This window comes from Halothiobacillus neapolitanus c2 (assembly GCF_000024765.1).
Lineage (GTDB): Bacteria > Pseudomonadota > Gammaproteobacteria > Halothiobacillales > Halothiobacillaceae > Halothiobacillus > Halothiobacillus neapolitanus.
Window position 1 is genome coordinate 2,034,637 of the sequence record NC_013422.1, and the last position, 15,894, is coordinate 2,050,530.

Annotated in this window: 17 protein-coding genes; 3 read left to right on the forward strand and 14 right to left on the reverse strand. The window is 52.3% G+C overall.

Going from position 1 to position 15,894, the window contains the following annotated elements:
* Nucleotides 1-169: 169 nt before the first annotated feature.
* The 7 genes from ilvC to HNEAP_RS09475 form a co-directional block, all read right to left on the reverse strand.
* Nucleotides 170-1,186, reverse strand: a complete 1,017-nt coding sequence (gene ilvC / locus HNEAP_RS09445) for a ketol-acid reductoisomerase (RefSeq protein WP_012824755.1) — start codon at nucleotides 1,184-1,186, stop codon at nucleotides 170-172.
* Nucleotides 1,187-1,236: 50 nt separating this feature from the next.
* The gene (ilvN, locus tag HNEAP_RS09450) at nucleotides 1,237-1,737 is read right to left on the reverse strand and encodes an acetolactate synthase small subunit (RefSeq protein WP_012824756.1); all 501 of its coding nucleotides are present in this window, start codon (nucleotides 1,735-1,737) and stop codon (nucleotides 1,237-1,239) included.
* A 3-nt stretch (nucleotides 1,738-1,740) separates the two neighbouring features.
* Nucleotides 1,741-3,441: an acetolactate synthase 3 large subunit gene (locus HNEAP_RS09455; protein ID WP_012824757.1), complete on the reverse strand. Its 1,701-nt coding sequence runs from the start codon at nucleotides 3,439-3,441 to the stop codon at nucleotides 1,741-1,743.
* A gap of 310 nt (nucleotides 3,442-3,751) precedes the next feature.
* Nucleotides 3,752-4,687, reverse strand: a complete 936-nt coding sequence (locus tag HNEAP_RS09460) for a hypothetical protein (RefSeq protein WP_012824758.1) — start codon at nucleotides 4,685-4,687, stop codon at nucleotides 3,752-3,754.
* A gap of 70 nt (nucleotides 4,688-4,757) precedes the next feature.
* A complete protein-coding gene (locus HNEAP_RS12340; RefSeq protein ID WP_049772520.1) occupies nucleotides 4,758-5,081 on the reverse strand; it encodes a DsrE family protein in 324 nt (107 codons plus the stop codon).
* 44 nt (nucleotides 5,082-5,125) lie between these two features.
* Nucleotides 5,126-5,356 carry a sulfurtransferase TusA family protein gene (locus tag HNEAP_RS09470; protein WP_012824760.1) on the reverse strand — a complete coding sequence of 77 codons (231 nt, stop codon included), beginning with the start codon at nucleotides 5,354-5,356 and terminating at the stop codon, nucleotides 5,126-5,128.
* A 3-nt stretch (nucleotides 5,357-5,359) separates the two neighbouring features.
* Nucleotides 5,360-5,677: a rhodanese-like domain-containing protein gene (locus HNEAP_RS09475; RefSeq protein ID WP_012824761.1), complete on the reverse strand. Its 318-nt coding sequence runs from the start codon at nucleotides 5,675-5,677 to the stop codon at nucleotides 5,360-5,362.
* A 799-nt stretch (nucleotides 5,678-6,476) separates the two neighbouring features.
* Between HNEAP_RS09475 and soxX the strand changes: the two genes are divergently transcribed.
* Together soxX and soxA are read left to right on the forward strand one after the other, a co-directional pair.
* Nucleotides 6,477-6,857, forward strand: coding sequence for a sulfur oxidation c-type cytochrome SoxX (soxX, locus tag HNEAP_RS09485; protein WP_012824762.1), 381 nt, complete (start codon nucleotides 6,477-6,479; stop codon nucleotides 6,855-6,857).
* A gap of 43 nt (nucleotides 6,858-6,900) precedes the next feature.
* Nucleotides 6,901-7,806, forward strand: a complete 906-nt coding sequence (soxA, locus tag HNEAP_RS09490) for a sulfur oxidation c-type cytochrome SoxA (RefSeq protein WP_012824763.1) — start codon at nucleotides 6,901-6,903, stop codon at nucleotides 7,804-7,806.
* A gap of 53 nt (nucleotides 7,807-7,859) precedes the next feature.
* Here soxA and HNEAP_RS09495 read toward each other — a convergent pair whose 3' ends face one another.
* Genes HNEAP_RS09495 through HNEAP_RS09520 form a run of 6 tightly spaced genes read right to left on the reverse strand, consistent with a single transcriptional unit; the run spans nucleotide 7,860 to nucleotide 13,016 of the window.
* A complete protein-coding gene (locus tag HNEAP_RS09495; protein ID WP_012824764.1) occupies nucleotides 7,860-8,612 on the reverse strand; it encodes a DedA family protein in 753 nt (250 codons plus the stop codon).
* Nucleotides 8,599-10,467 carry a glycosyltransferase gene (locus tag HNEAP_RS12345; protein WP_012824765.1) on the reverse strand — a complete coding sequence of 623 codons (1,869 nt, stop codon included), beginning with the start codon at nucleotides 10,465-10,467 and terminating at the stop codon, nucleotides 8,599-8,601. Before HNEAP_RS12345 ends, HNEAP_RS09495 begins: the two co-directional genes overlap by 14 nt.
* 3 nt (nucleotides 10,468-10,470) lie before the next feature.
* Nucleotides 10,471-10,989, reverse strand: coding sequence for a molybdenum cofactor biosynthesis protein B (gene moaB, locus HNEAP_RS09505; protein WP_012824766.1), 519 nt, complete (start codon nucleotides 10,987-10,989; stop codon nucleotides 10,471-10,473).
* A gap of 25 nt (nucleotides 10,990-11,014) precedes the next feature.
* Nucleotides 11,015-11,392, reverse strand: coding sequence for a DUF3565 domain-containing protein (locus HNEAP_RS13075; RefSeq protein ID WP_336433111.1), 378 nt, complete (start codon nucleotides 11,390-11,392; stop codon nucleotides 11,015-11,017).
* Entirely contained in the window at nucleotides 11,283-12,647 is a 1,365-nt protein-coding gene (gene rimO, locus HNEAP_RS09515) for a 30S ribosomal protein S12 methylthiotransferase RimO (RefSeq protein WP_012824768.1), read from the reverse strand. The genes HNEAP_RS13075 and rimO overlap by 110 nt, the downstream gene beginning before the upstream one ends.
* 30 nt (nucleotides 12,648-12,677) lie before the next feature.
* A complete protein-coding gene (locus HNEAP_RS09520) occupies nucleotides 12,678-13,016 on the reverse strand; it encodes a DUF3579 domain-containing protein (protein WP_208107189.1) in 339 nt (112 codons plus the stop codon).
* A 220-nt stretch (nucleotides 13,017-13,236) separates the two neighbouring features.
* On the opposite strand from HNEAP_RS09520, the gene HNEAP_RS09525 reads away from it, so the two are divergent.
* Nucleotides 13,237-13,770 (forward strand): asparaginase domain-containing protein, encoded by a 534-nt coding sequence (locus HNEAP_RS09525; protein WP_012824770.1) that lies wholly within the window; start codon nucleotides 13,237-13,239, stop codon nucleotides 13,768-13,770.
* A gap of 82 nt (nucleotides 13,771-13,852) precedes the next feature.
* Here HNEAP_RS09525 and soxB read toward each other — a convergent pair whose 3' ends face one another.
* Complete coding sequence (soxB, locus tag HNEAP_RS09530; protein WP_012824771.1) at nucleotides 13,853-15,655, reverse strand: thiosulfohydrolase SoxB; 1,803 nt, start codon at nucleotides 15,653-15,655, stop codon at nucleotides 13,853-13,855.
* Nucleotides 15,656-15,894: the final 239 nt, after the last annotated feature.

Sequence of the window (15,894 nt, forward strand, 5' to 3'; positions counted from 1 at the left end):
TATTCAGTTGGTTGGGGGCATTCTAAACAAAGAATGTGACGATCATGCAGCGAGCAGATCCCCCCTCAAATAAAAAACCCAAACGGCAGGCATCTCACAAGGGTAGGCCTTTGTTTGGGTTGGACCGATCCCGCAAGGACCGGGGCTAGCTCAGCAAAAAACGATCAGATTAATTACGGTCTTTATCGACGATCTTGTTGGCAGTAATCCACGGCATCATGCTGCGTAGCTTTGCACCGGTCTGCTCAATCTCATGTGCTGCATTCTGGCGACGACGCGCTGTCATTGATGGGTAGTTGGTCGCACCTTCTGAGATAAAGGCCTTCGCGTAGTCACCCGACTGAATGCGCGCCAGTGCTTCGCGCATGGCCTGACGCGATTCGGCATTGATCACCTGAGGACCCGTCACGTACTCACCATACTCAGCATTGTTGGAAATCGAGTAGTTCATGTTAGCGATGCCGCCTTCGTACATGAGATCAACAATCAATTTGAGTTCGTGCAAGCATTCGAAATAAGCCATTTCTGGCGCATAACCGGCTTCGACCAGTGTTTCAAAGCCCGCTTTAACCAGCTCGACCGTACCGCCGCACAGAACGGCCTGCTCGCCGAACAGATCCGTTTCGGTTTCGTCTTTGAACGTGGTTTCGATGATGCCGGTACGACCGCCGCCAACAGCAGATGCGTAGGACAATGCAGTCGCCTTGGCTGTGCCGCTGGCATCCTGATGGACGGCGATCAGATCGGGAATGCCGCCGCCACGAACGAACTCGGAGCGCACGGTGTGGCCCGGTGCCTTCGGCGCGATCATGATGACATCAAGGTCGGCACGCGGCACAACCTGGTTGTACAGGATGGCGAAGCCATGAGCGAAGGCCAATGTAGCGCCTTGCTTGAGATTCGGTTCGATGTCGTTACGATAGATGGCAGACTGATACTCGTCGGGCGTCAGAATCATGATCACATCGGCGGCGGCAACGGCTTCACCGACAGGCAGAACGGTCAGACCTTCAGCTTGAGCCTTGCGCGCCGAGGTAGAGCCCGGACGCAGGCCAACGACAACGCTCACGCCAGAATCCTTAAGGTTAAGGGCATGCGCATGGCCTTGAGAACCATAACCGATAATGGCGACTTTCTTGCCCTGGATCAGCGTCAGGTCACAGTCTTTGTCGTAATAAACTTGCATGGAAAATTCTCCAAAAAATAAAGTCGGATAAAAAATCAGATAAGGGGATGTCAGGCTTCAGGCACGGACATGCCGCGTGGGCCACGGGCAACCCCAAGCGCACCAGATCGAACAATCTCAACCACCGGAATTTCTCCCAGAGCGGCGAGAAACGCATCAAGCTTGTGCCCCGGCCCCACCATTTGGATGGTGTAGCTCGATTCGCTGACATCGATAATTTGGCCACGGAAGATTTCGGCCAGACGGTAGACCTCATCCCGATAGCGCTCGACAGCCTGCACCTTGATCAGCATGAGTTCACGCTCGATGTGGGGCGCATCTGCCATATCCTGAACCTTGATTACATCAATCAACTTGTTGAGTTGCTTGATGATCTGCTCGATGATCTGTTCATCACCGCGCGTAACCAAGGTCATCCGCGACAAGGTTTCGTCGACGGTGGGTGCAACGCAAAGCGATTCAATGTTGTAACCGCGTGCGGAAAATAAACCGGCAACCCGTGACAGGGCCCCTGCTTCGTTTTCAATCAATATGGAGATGATGTGCCGCATGTCTTATACCAGAATCATTTCATTCAAACCGGCACCGGCAGGCACCATCGGGTAAACGTTCTCGGTCGGGTCGGTCTGGAAATCCATAAACACCAGACGATCACGCATGGCGAACGCTTCGCGCAACGCGCCTTCAACGTCGGATGCCTTTTCGATCCGCATACCTACATGACCATAAGACTCCGCCAGTTTGACGAAATCCGGCAGGGCTTCCATGTAACTCATGGCATAACGGCCGGAGTAGAAGAACTCCTGCCACTGACGGACCATGCCAAGATAGCGGTTGTTGAGGCTCACGACCTTGATGGGCAGATGGTACTGCAATGCGGTGGACAACTCCTGCGTACACATCTGGATACTGCCTTCGCCCGTCACACAAACGACTTCTTCGTCAGGGAATGCAAACTTGGCCCCCAGTGCCGCCGGCAAACCAAAACCCATCGTGCCCAAACCACCGGAGTTTATCCAACGGTTCGGCTTGTCGAAACCATAGTACTGGGCGGCCCACATCTGATGCTGCCCTACGTCGGAAGCCACGAACGCGTCTCCCTTGGTGATTTCCCAGACTTTCTGCACCACATACTGAGGCTTGATCACCTCACCGTTGGTCTTGTAGTCCAGGCAACGCATATCCCGCCACTGCTCGATTTGCGACCACCAGGCGGCAATCGCATCTTTCTGCTTGGCACCACCCGCGTCTTCGATCAAAGGCAGCATTTCTTCGAGAACGGACTTGACCGAACCGACAATTGGCACGTCTACAACCACATTCTTGGAAATAGATGCCGGATCGATATCGATGTGCACGATCTTGGCGGTCGGACAAAACTTGGCGAGATTGCCCGTCACCCGATCATCGAAGCGCGCGCCGATGGCGATGAGCACGTCGCAGTGATGCATTCCCATGTTCGCTTCATAGGTGCCGTGCATACCCAGCATGCCAAGGAACTGACGGTCACTTGCCGGGTACGCGCCCAATCCCATCAAGGTATTCGTGATCGGATAATTGAGCAGGCGAGCAAACCGGGTCAACTGCTCTGCCGCACGCCCGATTACGACGCCGCCACCGGAATAGATCATCGGCCGTTCGGCGTTGACAATCAGGTCGATCGCCTTGCGAATCTGACCGGTATGGCCTTTCACCGTCGGGTGATAGGAACGCAAAGAAACAGATTGGGGATATTCGAACGGTATCAGCACTCTGGGGTCGGTCACATCCTTGGGAATATCCACTACAACCGGCCCTGGCCGTCCGGTCGTGGCAATATAAAAGGCCTTTTTCATCGTCTCGGCCAAATCGCGGACATCCTTGACCAAAAAGTTGTGTTTGACGCAAGGGCGTGTAATGCCGACGCTATCGACTTCCTGAAACGCATCATTGCCGATGAGGCTGGTTGGTACCTGCCCAGTGATGATCACCAGTGGAATCGAATCCATGTGCGCTGTCGCAATACCGGTGACGGCATTGGTCGCACCGGGTCCGGACGTCACCAGTACGACACCGGGTTTGCCGGTGGCACGCGCATAGCCATCTGCCATATGCACGGCACCCTGCTCATGACGAACCAGAATATGTTGAACCTGCTCCTGCTGGAACAAAGCATCATAAATGTGTAGAACGGCGCCACCGGGATAGCCGAACACGGCCTCTACCCCTTCAGCTTTCAAGCATTCCACCAGGATTTGACCACCGGACAATTCCACGAGCGTTCTCTCTTATTTTTTTATTGAAAGACAAGGCATTGTCCGACCATGTGCACCTAAGCGCAGCGATCAGCCCAATGCCTGATTTTATGGGGCGCCACACGAGCGCCTCAAGAAGCCTGTCAAACCAGCGGACACTCTGGCGTGTAAAGCCACCGTAGCCGACCAATTTATGGAAACAGGCATTTAATCTGAGCCTTGTAATATAGCTGGATATGAACCAAATTGCATCGCTGACTTTATTTCTCTAAAAATTCACACGGACGGCCACAAGACCGTCGCTCAAATTGAAAGGGAAAAATCTGCGCGTTTACATCCCGCCAAAGCCATTATCAGAATTTGTAACCAGGGCCCCGCCCATCGCTTTTTGCAACACTTTCTTGATCGCATCCGGCGAGCTGCGCAGCTTAAAGAAGGAGGCGTCACCGCCCATCATCGGCAAATCAGGGAAGAAAAGCGCCATGCGGAAGCGCAGGTTCAGTGCCTCTGCTTCCTTGTTGTTCAAAAGCACCTCGTAAGGCAGAAAAGCGTAGCGATGTGGCATGCCGCTATCAACCGAATCAACCAGCGCAACTCCGTTGGCATTCCTGTCCTTGACTCCAGACAGATCAATACCAAACACCTCCTGGTCCTTACCCGGAATCTTTATTTTATATACCAGGCCGACACCCTCTTTTTTGGCCGCAAGTCGACTGGAAATTTTCTGCTCCGCCGTGGTAAAGCCAGGATAACCACCCAAATCGACCGGATCATTAAAGGTTTCCATGCCGAATCCGTATTGGTAATCAGCCAACTGTTTTGCTGTCCGCGGTTTGGCACCAAAGGTTTTTTCCGCGCCCAGAATGCCCGCCAATGCCTTGGCAATTGATTCATTATCTGACGCCAAGCGATAACCGGCAGCCACATAAGGCGGATTCATGTAGGTTACAAAAGTTTTACCCTCATGCTCCTCAAGGGAAATACTTAGCGCAGCACCGTAGCCCCCGCGCGGGGTTTCCGAAGCCGTTTTCAACATGGCCGGACTACTGATCGAGAGCACGATGACATTCTTCACGGGCGAGTAATGCCCGACCACGTCGAATCCACCCTTAACCAACTTGGACTGAACCGCTTTATCCGCGTCAGCCAACGGAGAGGAAATTGTCGAGCCCTCAACAAAAGGCTGCAAGCCAGCAGCTGTAGACACTGAAGGCATAATCATTCCAGACAGAATGACCCAAAACAAAATACGCGCAGACTTCATCATCAAACCACCCCTGAAAAATCCTTAATATTTATCAAAAAACCGTCCCGACGGATCAGAAACACCCCAAACGTTATATGTACAGAGAGACGGCCACTTGGCGGGCAAGCTGATAGAAGCTCAAAGCTCCGGCCAACTCCACTCCGGGAATCAACATATCCGGCCGCAGCCCAAGCTCCAGCACGGAGTCAGAACATGCGACCAACCGAACACCCTCCTCCTGAGCCATCAATCGCATTTCGGCAAGTGTGGCATCCTGCACCTCTTGCTGTAAAAACCGGACACCGGTTTGTGTGAAGAAAATTACGGCGGCATCTTCTGCTGCAATTGCGGCGAGCGAGAGCGACAACGCCGCACGTACAGAACCCGGATCATCGCGAGAGAGAATAAGAGCCATGCCCGTTCTGTCGGAGCTTTGATCCCTATGGGAAGCGGGATTACTCACGAACATTTAGCCAAGGTGATTTTGAAGAACTCCGGCGCAGCGGCTTCGCGCTCCACGCCAATCAGTTCATGGCCGGTCTGCGCGCAATAGGCTTCGAAATCAGCGGGCGCTCCCAAATCGGTTGCCCATATCTGGACGACCTCGCCGGGCGCAATCGTTGACAGAAATCGGCGAGCACGCAGCAATGGCATGGGGCAGCGCAAACCTCGAGCGTCGATGACTTCCACTGATTACTCGGGAGCAACCAAAGTAAGCCCCGAACCCGCCCAGTACATTACACCACCTTCAAGGTTATGCAATCCGGTCAGGCCCTGACCGGCCAGAAAATGACATGCCTGAGCGGAACGGGCGCCGCTGTGGCAGTAGATGACCACATCCTTTTCACTTTTGAATTGGTCGACATTCATGGGGACAAGATGCAGGGGGATCAGCTTGGCTCCCTGGATGATGCCCCGCGCCGTTTCCGAAGGTCCGCGAACATCAATCAGCAACACCTCGTTGAGGCGGCTCTGCAATTCTTCCGGTGCGATATTCTTAAAACTGGACATTCCGATACTCACTCAAAACAAATGTAAAAAATTCCAAGGCACTCGCCAAAAACCGGCACCCCTTCATATCTCGTTGAGATTTCGCGCCTCAAGCCAGCACGCACCCAATCATCGGGGTAATCTCTACCAAACTACTATTGATACCACAATCGATCACACACCCACATCCAAAATATTTTTCATCACATACAAATTTCAAATCCCGAGCACAGCCGACATTTGAAAATGTGCGCGACAAGGGAATGCGACTTCAATACCTATCGATCAGCAGCAGGATTACACGAAAAACCCGTCATTTCCGCGTAGGCGGGAATCCAGCGCCTTGATTTTTCTGGGTTCCCGCTTTCGCGGGAACGACGAATCACGGGTATTTCGAGGTGCCCAGTAGCTAAATTCAGGAACAGCACCACCTGAATGAATCAAGATCAACGCACATCCAGCCAGAACATCCCCACGCACATGATTTATCATGAAACTTCAAGCAACCTGTTGACTCTGTAAATGCCCACGAGGCATTGATCAAAAGTTGTTCTGCTCGGGATAAACATTCAGAATATTGAAAAATATGATGCATTTCATGCAAAACTCGTGATGTTTGTTTGTTTTTACAAAAATAGCAGACGGAATATCGCCATATCCTAATATTGATCCCAGCTCAGAAACAGAAATAAACCATGTCTGTATAAAAATTTTTTTATTTGTCTCAAGCCGCATTACTACTAAAGTGATAGGGTCAAATGACAAGAAGACCACCAAAACCATCTTGGCACCAAGCGCGCCTTAAGAGGAGAGGATGATAATGACACCAAAGATTCAAGCACTAACAAAAGCTGGCTCAGTAATAGCTGTAGCGGCAAGCCTCCTCGTTGCAGGACAGGCCTTTGCAGCAGACTCGGCCCTCACCAAAAATCAGGAAGAGGGCAAGTCAATTGCCTTTACTAAAAGCGAGGGAAATTGCCTCGCCTGCCATAAAATAGCCGACGGCACCCAGCCCGGTAACATCGGCCCAGCCCTGATTGCGATGAAAATTCGCTATCCCAAGAAGCAAGAGCTTTTTGATGTGATTTGGGATCCACGCAAAAAGTTTGGTCGCGGCGTGATCATGCCACCCTTTGGTGACCACAAGATCCTGACCAAGGAACAGATTGAGAAAGTCGTCGACTATCTGTACACCCTTTAAGCGCAGCGAACGCAAATCAACATTTTACGAGGAGCTCGTTAGCATGAAAAAGCTAGTTACAACATTACTTATTGCCGCCATCGGAACTGGTGTTGGCACTGCTATGGCCGCAGACAACAACGCCCCATCAGCCGCTAATAATTTCAATCCACTAAACAACCCCAGTGATCCTGCAAAGTTCGCTCAAGAATACCGCGACTATTTTTATAAAAATTTTCCGCAGATCCCGCACGATAAGTACAACATGGGTGTGTATGCCTTTGATAAGGATGCGTTCAGCCAGTACCAAGACATGATGCAGTTCCCACCTCAGGATGACTACATCGCCGCGGGTAAGAAATTTTGGGAAGACTACCGCCTGCCCAATGGCAAACCCCTCTCTTCATGTGTAGGGGATGCAAAAGGTTTGCGCGCCAAATACCCTTACTTTAATACCAAGGATGGCAAGGTTCATGATCTGGAATCGGATTTGATTAATTGCCAACTAAACGCCGGGGTGCCTAAGGACAAGTCACTGGGTTCCAAAAAGGGGTACAAGGACCTCGCCAATGTTTCTGCTTACCTGTCCAGCATGTCCCAAGGGCTGAAAGTTGATGTGAAAGTCCCCAACGATCCTAAAGCGGTAGCGGCATTCAACAACGGCAAGCACATGTTTTTCCGCAAAACGGGCCAACTGAATTTCTCTTGCGCCGATTGCCATATGTACCACGCCACACAAATGGCTCGATCAGAAACGCTGCATACGGGTATTGGCAACACAACAGGATTCCCTGTTTTCCGTTACAGCAAGCAGGGAATGTTCACTTTGAACAAGCGCCTGTTTGGTTGCATGCGCGACACGCGCACCATCCCGTTCAAGCAATACTCATCAAATATGCTTGATCTGGAATACTTCTTGGCTTACATCGATAATGGCCTTGAAATTAACGGACCTGCCCTGCGCAAGTAAGCGCACCGACTGAACGAGAAAAAGCCAGCGTACGCTGGCTTTTTTATTTGTCCTCAGATCAGGATCATCACACCAATAAAGACGCACCCGCCGATCAACAGTGACAAACCGAAATGACGCAGGATGAACTGAATGATTTCTTCTCGCGTCCGTTCACTGCGCTGGCGCCAGGAAAAAAAACGGCGCAACAGAAAAAAAGCAGCGATCAGTCCGACAACAATCAGAGCAAGTGCCGGCCCGTACTGATGTGCCCAATTCAGTAAAGGGCGAATATAACTACCGAAGAAATAGCCCAGAATAATGAACTGGCTGATTCCGATAATCACAGCCGGGGTATTGAAGCGAACAAACGTGCCGTAGTTCAAGCGAAAAATTCCGGCCAGAGTCGGCGTTATCCAGGATAACGGCCCACTTAAACGCGCAATAAAAACGGCAGAAGCGCCTCGCTTTTCGAAAAAGGCCACCCCCTTTTCGTAGTTCTCCTGGTGAACCATTCGCCCGATCAATGGCCAATGCTGCAATCGTTCAATCAGGCCATTGCCATAACGATAGCCAAGCCAGTAGCTCAAGTTGTCGCCCAGAATCCCGCCACTGAACAGAACAAGCATGACCATCCAAACATCGAGAACGCCCAACCCGGCTAGTACGGCTCCCGACAGGAAGAAAACCTCACCCAGCACAATCAGGGAAAACGGGATCAGCGTTTCAAACAAAGCCCCGCAAAACAGAATGACGTAGGCTGTATGTTGATGTTGTTGAAGAAAAGGAATCGCCTGCTCGAATGATGCAAGATCAGCGAATGACATCGTATCCTCGTTTCCGCTTCATCCGCATGGGCATCAGCGCCTCGAACAACCATTTCAGGCTTTGCTTCAGATAGCCTTGGGCTTCAAATCGCCGGGTCGATGTCGCCACCTGATCGCTGGGAATATAGAAAAACCGGCCATAGCGACGACACTCACTGATGAATGTCAGATCTTCTGCAAAACTCAATTCCGGACGAAAACCGATCCCGCGCGCAATTGGCGAACGCGCCAACTGTATGGAGTAAGAGCTGCGCGTCAGTCGATGAATCAAGTCATAGGCCCTGAACCACAACCGCACATACACACGATTAACGCTCAGGGGTCGTACACGCGTTGTTCCCACTGCGAGACTCTCGGAGCCATGCTGATTGATCCAGCGGTTGAACTGACGCAAGGCTTTGGGTGCCAACTGCGTGTCGGCATCACAAAAGATTACCCAATCAGAATGCACACTCATGGCCGCCAAGCCCACATTCTTGGCCTTGGAAACGCCCTTCTCGCTTTGCAGAGCACGAATCGACAGGTTGCCGTCAGATAGCGCCGCATACCGTTCAGCAATCGCCCAGGTTTCATCGGTTGAGCCATTTTCCACGATGATGATTTCCATTCGATTTGCTGGATAGCTTTGTGCAAGGAGACTGTCCAACGTTTCCGCCAGTACCGCCGCCTCGTTATGTGCGGGCACTATCACCGAGAAAAAGTTCTTGTGGAGCGCATCGCTCATTGATGACTGTATGCGGCGCACCGCTTCCTGCGTCCGCCAGGGTGCCTCAAAGAGCCGCGTGTCTTCTGTTTGCGCCAAAGCGGCGGCAAGATCGAATGCTTCGGACTGATTCCGGCTGACGAAATATTTAAGACTACCGAGGTAGTAGCCCAAGTATTCCTGCTCCGTTTGATTCGGCGTTGGAATAAGAAGCGCGCGCTTATCATGCTCGACCAGATCCATCACCGTGGTGTACCCGGCTCGAGAGATAATGCATTTGGCACGACCGAACAATTCCTGCCTTAGATCACCCGTCGCCAGCGGATGCACTTCGAGATCGTCAGAGAGTGCGTCCCGATACTGTGCCGGATCAGCGTTCGCATCCCCAAGGACAAAAACCTTCTTGCCGGGCAAAGCTTGCGCCTGCTCAAGCAGATCACGGACAAACGCCCCCTTGTGCTCGTGCAGATAGCCGCTGATCACGAACAGGTAGTCGATATCCTGCTCAAGCTCCTGATGCGGATAGGACGACAGAATCCCGACATATTCACGGCGGGTGTTCTGCAAAACGGGCGTATGTGAAAGATTCCCGGCTAGATTCAGGCTCGGGCAGGGGAAATCCGGAATAAAAATCCGGTCGAACTGCTTGAGCGCGGCCACGTTGAGGTGATCGCTCATCCAGCTGACTTCCTGCAACCCCTTGGGCGGAATGAAGGCAATTTGATGAGACAGAATGAATGAGGGAACCCAGCGACTGTACATGCCGTAACGCCCGTCGCTGAATACAAAATCATAATCACAGGCAATGGATTCAAACCGATGGTGTTCTTCGCGGATTCGTCGCCAAGTGGTGAACAGATCAAGCGCAAGATAAGCGTAGAACCGCCAACCAGTCCCGCGTTCCAGCGGTGGATAATCAGGCCAATCCTGCCATTCGACAGCGGGGTGATCGGCCAGCTCCAGGCGCATGAAGGCCAACGCATTGCCCGTTGAAATAACCGTAACCCGGTAGCCATCGGCCAGAAACGCATGGATTAAAACGAGGCTGCGGGTGGCATGTCCCAGCCCCAGCGAACTCACTGCAAACAGGGCTCTGGGGGAGGCATCCGAATAGTGCTCGGCCCGCGAACAACTCCCAGTATTTACATTCATTAATTACTGCTCGTTCAATCGTGGCATCAACTCAACCATATTGCATGGCTGGGTACGGAAATCCAACTGAGCATGAATAATTTGATCCCAGGCATCTCGACAGGCGCTGGTCGATCCGGGTAGCACGAACAGGTAGGTACCGTTGGCAACACCCGAAGTGGCACGGGACTGCAGTGTTGACGTCCCGATCGACTGGAAGGATAACCACCGGAAGAGTTCACCGAAACCCTCGATTTCCTTGTCGAGCAGAGGTATCACAGCTTCTGGCGTGCCATCGCGACCGGTCAGCCCGGTACCGCCCGTCGTAATGATCGCCTGGCACTCCGGATCGTGAATCCAGGCCGAAACCACCGCACGAATCGCGTACTTGTCATCACGAACGATCTGCCGGTCAAACAACCGGTGCCCACCATCAACCACCCGCCCCTGCAATAGATCACCCGATGGGTCATTCGCAAGAGAGCGGGTATCCGATACCGTCAACACAGCAATATTCAGAGGGACAAATGCGCGCGTGTTCATTCACAAGCCTTCATTCATGAGTGGTTTATTCGGGCGGGATGTCATCGGCCGGCAAGCCTTGAGCACATTTTTTACAGACCAACGCCTTACCGACCATCGACCGCCTTCCGGCTTCGGTTTCAATCCACGGGCGATTGATCCAAGGTGGTTGATGACGGGTATGCTGATGGTGACCACACGCCAATCGGGCGAACCAATCGCCCAACTCATCCCGGTGGAACGACACAATAGCAGAACTGAACGTCTGTTCTGTGACACCTGCCATGAACGCCGTTTCGTACCCTAAAGCGCGATCAGTCGCACGGTGAAGCCCAAAGGTCGTGCTCGTCAGCGGCCGTGATTTCAACCTCGACGAAGTCACCAGGACGCACATCGGTAACGTCCGGCAGAAAGACGACGCCATCGATTTCCGGTGCATCGCCGGGGCCGCGCCCCACAGCGCCGGATTCGTCCACTTCGTCGATCAGAATAGCCATGCGCTGGCCTACCTTGACGGCCAACTTTGCCGCACTGATTTCGGCCTGTTTGGCCATAAATCGCTCAAGTCGCTCCTGCTTGAGCGACTCCGGCACCGGCTTGGCCAACTGATTTGCCGTAGCGCCCTCGACAGGCGAGTAGGTAAAGGCACCGACTCGATCAAGCTGCGCTTCATCAAGAAAATCGAGCAATTGCTGGAAGTCATCCTCGGTCTCGCCAGGGAAGCCGACGATAAAGGTCGAACGTAAGGTCAGGTCGGGGCAGACATCTCGCCATGTACGGATTCGCGCCAGCACGTTCTCACTGGAGGCCGGGCGCTTCATCGCCTTGAGAATCCGCGGGCTGGCATGCTGGAACGGGATATCAAGATAAGGCAGAACTAATCCCTCGGCCATCAGCGGAATGACCTCATCCACATGCGGGTAGGGATAGACATAATGCAGTCGAATCCAGGCATCCATCTGCCCCAATTCGGCCGCCAGCTCCTTGAAACGGGTCTTGACCGGTTTGCCGCCAAAGAAATCGAGCTTGTAGCGCGTATCCAGACCATACGCGCTGGTATCCTGCGAGACGACCAGCAATTCGCGCACCCCAGCATTTACCAAGTTCTGGGCTTCGGTAAGTACCTCACCCACAGGGCGGCTCACGAGATCGCCCCGCATGCTCGGAATGATGCAGAAGCTGCAACGATGGTTGCAGCCTTCGGATATTTTCAGATAAGCGTAATGCCGAGGGGTGAGTTTGATTCCGACCTTGGATTCGAAATCCGAGACTTCCGTCTGAACGCGAGGCGCTGGCATCAAATCGACGAAGGGATCATGCCGTGGCGGCAAATATTGATGCACCGCGCCCATCACTTCGCCGTAAGCCTGTGGACCGGTGATCGCGAGCACGCTCGGATGTGTCTGACGAATCAGCTCGCCCTCGTCCCGTGCGCCCAAACAACCTGTCACGATGACTTTACCGTTCTCGGTTAAAGCTTCGCCGATCGCATCCAGCGACTCTTGCGTGGCCGAGTCAATGAAACCGCAGGTATTCACGATAACGAGTTCAGCATCCTGATAATCACTCGATAATGCATAGCCTTCGGCGCGGAGTTGGGTCAGGATTCGCTCGGAATCAACCAGAGCCTTTGGACAGCCCAAGCTGACAAAACCCACGCGCGGCGAGGATGAACTCATAATCTCTGAAACCTAAAAGTATTATTTGGCCTAAATATCGGCTTGGGTATCGACCGATGCAGACGGGGGAACATAATCTTCCAAGCGCCCATCATCGTACTGGATATGAATTTTGAGATTATTGCGCTCGACGAATTGCAGCACCGAGTCGAACATCGCAGGGTTCTGGGTTTGCAACTCAGGCTCGATAGCAAGCACTTTCTGCCCGTCCAAAGAAGCTGGATGCAAGCGGTCGGAAAACACCAGTCGGTGCAAATCAAACGTGGCATCCCAACTGGCCAAACGATCAATCCAGTCACTCGGACGAAAACGCGCACCCGATTTTGTAACGGATTCGATGAGATAACGGAAATGCATGGGATCGCTCATAATGAATTCTTTTCTTGAGGTTCGAACCGATCAGCGAATACAGTGCTGACAACACGCAACCACCGTAAAGCAAAATCGCTTTGCATTCTAAATTAATTAATAGACAAAAGCACTTGAACATGCACGACGCATTCACTCCAATCGGAGTTCATCCTCAATTGATTGTCTATATTTTCAATCAGATACCCAATTTCCGACTCAACTGATCGAGCAGAGAAGCATGTCGACATCAAACAGCCCATCGTCATTCCCTGTTGTCATCATCAATACCGGCGGTACTTTCAACAAACGATACCAGCCGTTGACCGGTCTACTGACTGTCGCAAACGACGAGCGAACGATCGAAGAACTCCTGCATTCAGCTTCGCCAAATCTCGATATGCACCTGATCGGTTTAATCCACAAGGACAGCCTGGATATGACACAGTCTGACCGGGCATTAATTTGTGCATCCATCCGAAATTCACTCCCTGCATTCAATTCAGCACCCGTCATCATCATTCATGGCACCGACACGATGCATGAAACCGCCCTGTTCCTGGATGAAGAAAACCTGAACCGGGTCATTGTCATCACGGGAGCCATGCGACCAGCGGAGATTGATCCTGTCGAAGCCTCGCTTCATTTGGGCCTGACACTCGGATTCGCTGCCGCCAACCCGCCACCCGGTATTTACATAGCCATGCACGGCCGAGTACTGCCTTATGCCGAATATCGAAAAAACCGCACTCTCGGTGTTTTTCAGACGACATAGACGACAAAAGCCCCGCAAAAGCGGGGCTTATTAATTTCAAGAGCGCGGCTTCAACTTAGCGCTGAAGCCATCTGTCCTAGGCTCAGCAGTTAGTCAAACCTGGATTACCTTTAACACCGATCAAACGCGGCTCGTTGATCTTGACGGGCTTGATGTGCTTCTTGTCCCGCAACCAAGTTTCAACCTGATCCCAGATCATCTTGCCGGTGTCGCCCGGAATTTCACCCGGTTTGGCAACGGAAGCCCAGCCAGCGACCTTGTACTTCTTGTTCGGATCCAGCGGTTTGCCGCCGAGCGCCATTTCGGAAATACGCTTGCCTTTGACTTCGTTCGGCGCGCAGGCATAGGTCATGCCACCAACGCGAACCATGTCGCCACCTTGCTGGTAGTACGGGTCTTTGTTGAAGATGTTATCGCAGACGTCTTCGAGAATACCCTTGATTTGCTCGCCGGTGAACTCATTCACGGTGACGTTTGGATAGGTCAAACCGACTTCGGTCATCAGATCGCCGTATTTGATCGGCTCGCCCGGAATAAGAGAAGTACCCCAACGAACCCCTGGAGAGAATGAGATTTCGCAGTCGTTCTGGTCAATGATGGCCTGACAGATCAGTTGATCCCATGAACCGGTGAAGTTACCACGGCGGTACAACAGGCTGTCGTTGGTGGCCACCACTTCGTCGTAACGTTTCTTAACATTGAAGGTTTTACCTTGGAAGGTAACGTCTTGGTTAAGCAGCTTGTCGATAAGCGCCTGCATTTCTTTATCTGGCTCGATGAAGTCAGCAAAGACCGGCAACAGGTGATATTTGAAATCCTGTAATTTGCCGTTTTTGAAATCCATGTCCAACACGCCGAGGTACTTGGTATTCGAGCCTGCGTTGGTGACGATTGTTTTGCCACCGGCATTTTTGACGATGGTCGGATGCGGAATCGCATCGTGGGTATGGCCACCCATAATGGCGTCGATGCCCGTTACTTGTGCAGCCATCTTCAAGTCAACGTCCATGCCGTTGTGCGACAGGACAACAACGCACTCAGCGCCTTCTTTACGGGCTTTGTTGACAACGTCTTGCATGTCTTCCGGGTTGATGCCGAATGTCCAGCCTTCGGTCATCCAACGCGGGTTGGCGATAGGTGTGTACGGGAATGCCTGGCCCACAATGGCAACCTTGACGCCATTCTGTTCACGAATGATGTACGGCTTGAATACGCGATCTTCAAAGTCTTCGTTGCGAATGTTCTGAGCAACGAATGTCATGTTGCCAGCGGCTTCAAGCTGCTTGATGCCGTCCATCATGCGATCTTTGCCGTAGGTCGCTTCCCAATGCGATGTAAACGCATCCAGACCAAACAGTTTTTGCGTATCGATCTGACTTTGGGCGTTTGTCCACAACGCCATACCGGTACCTTGCCAGTTATCACCACCATCAAGGACCAAAGCGCCTGGACGCTGGGCCTTCATGTGCTTAACGAGGGTCAAAAGGTGCGCGTAACCGCCGACCTTACCGAATTTTTTAGCGGCCTCAACGTAGTTCAGGCAGGTGAAGGCATGCGCCTCTGGCGTATTTGGCTTCAACCCAAAATGCTTCAGGAAGGCCTCGCCGACGAGATGAGGTGCATTCCCCTCCATTGAGCCAACACCGAGATTGATGCTCGGCTCACGGAAATAGATCGGGTCGAGCTGCGCGTGCGTATCGGTGTAATGCAGAATGTGCACGTTACCGAATTTGGGCACTTCGTACATGTTGCCGGAGGCACGGTTCACCTTGACGGTATTGGCAACAGTTTGATTGCCAGTGCCCGCTTGGGCGGTTTCAAGACTGATACCCGCTGCAGATGCTGCCGCGAGCATTTGCAGGAATTCCCGACGAGATAAATTCATTCGATGATCTCCGTTATTGGATTTTTTTTAAGTACGCACGCGCAGTGCAGAACAGGTTTGTCTCAAGCGAACCATTATTAATATCGCCGGAGACCCAAAGAGTTCAAAACCGCAGCCCAAGATTTAACCACACTGCCACTGTCGACGACAGCAAAAATACTTATGTGCATAGAAACAAAGCACACACCCTGACCACATTATGGTGAAATCGGGCTGCGAGTTCGGACGTCGTTTCTTCG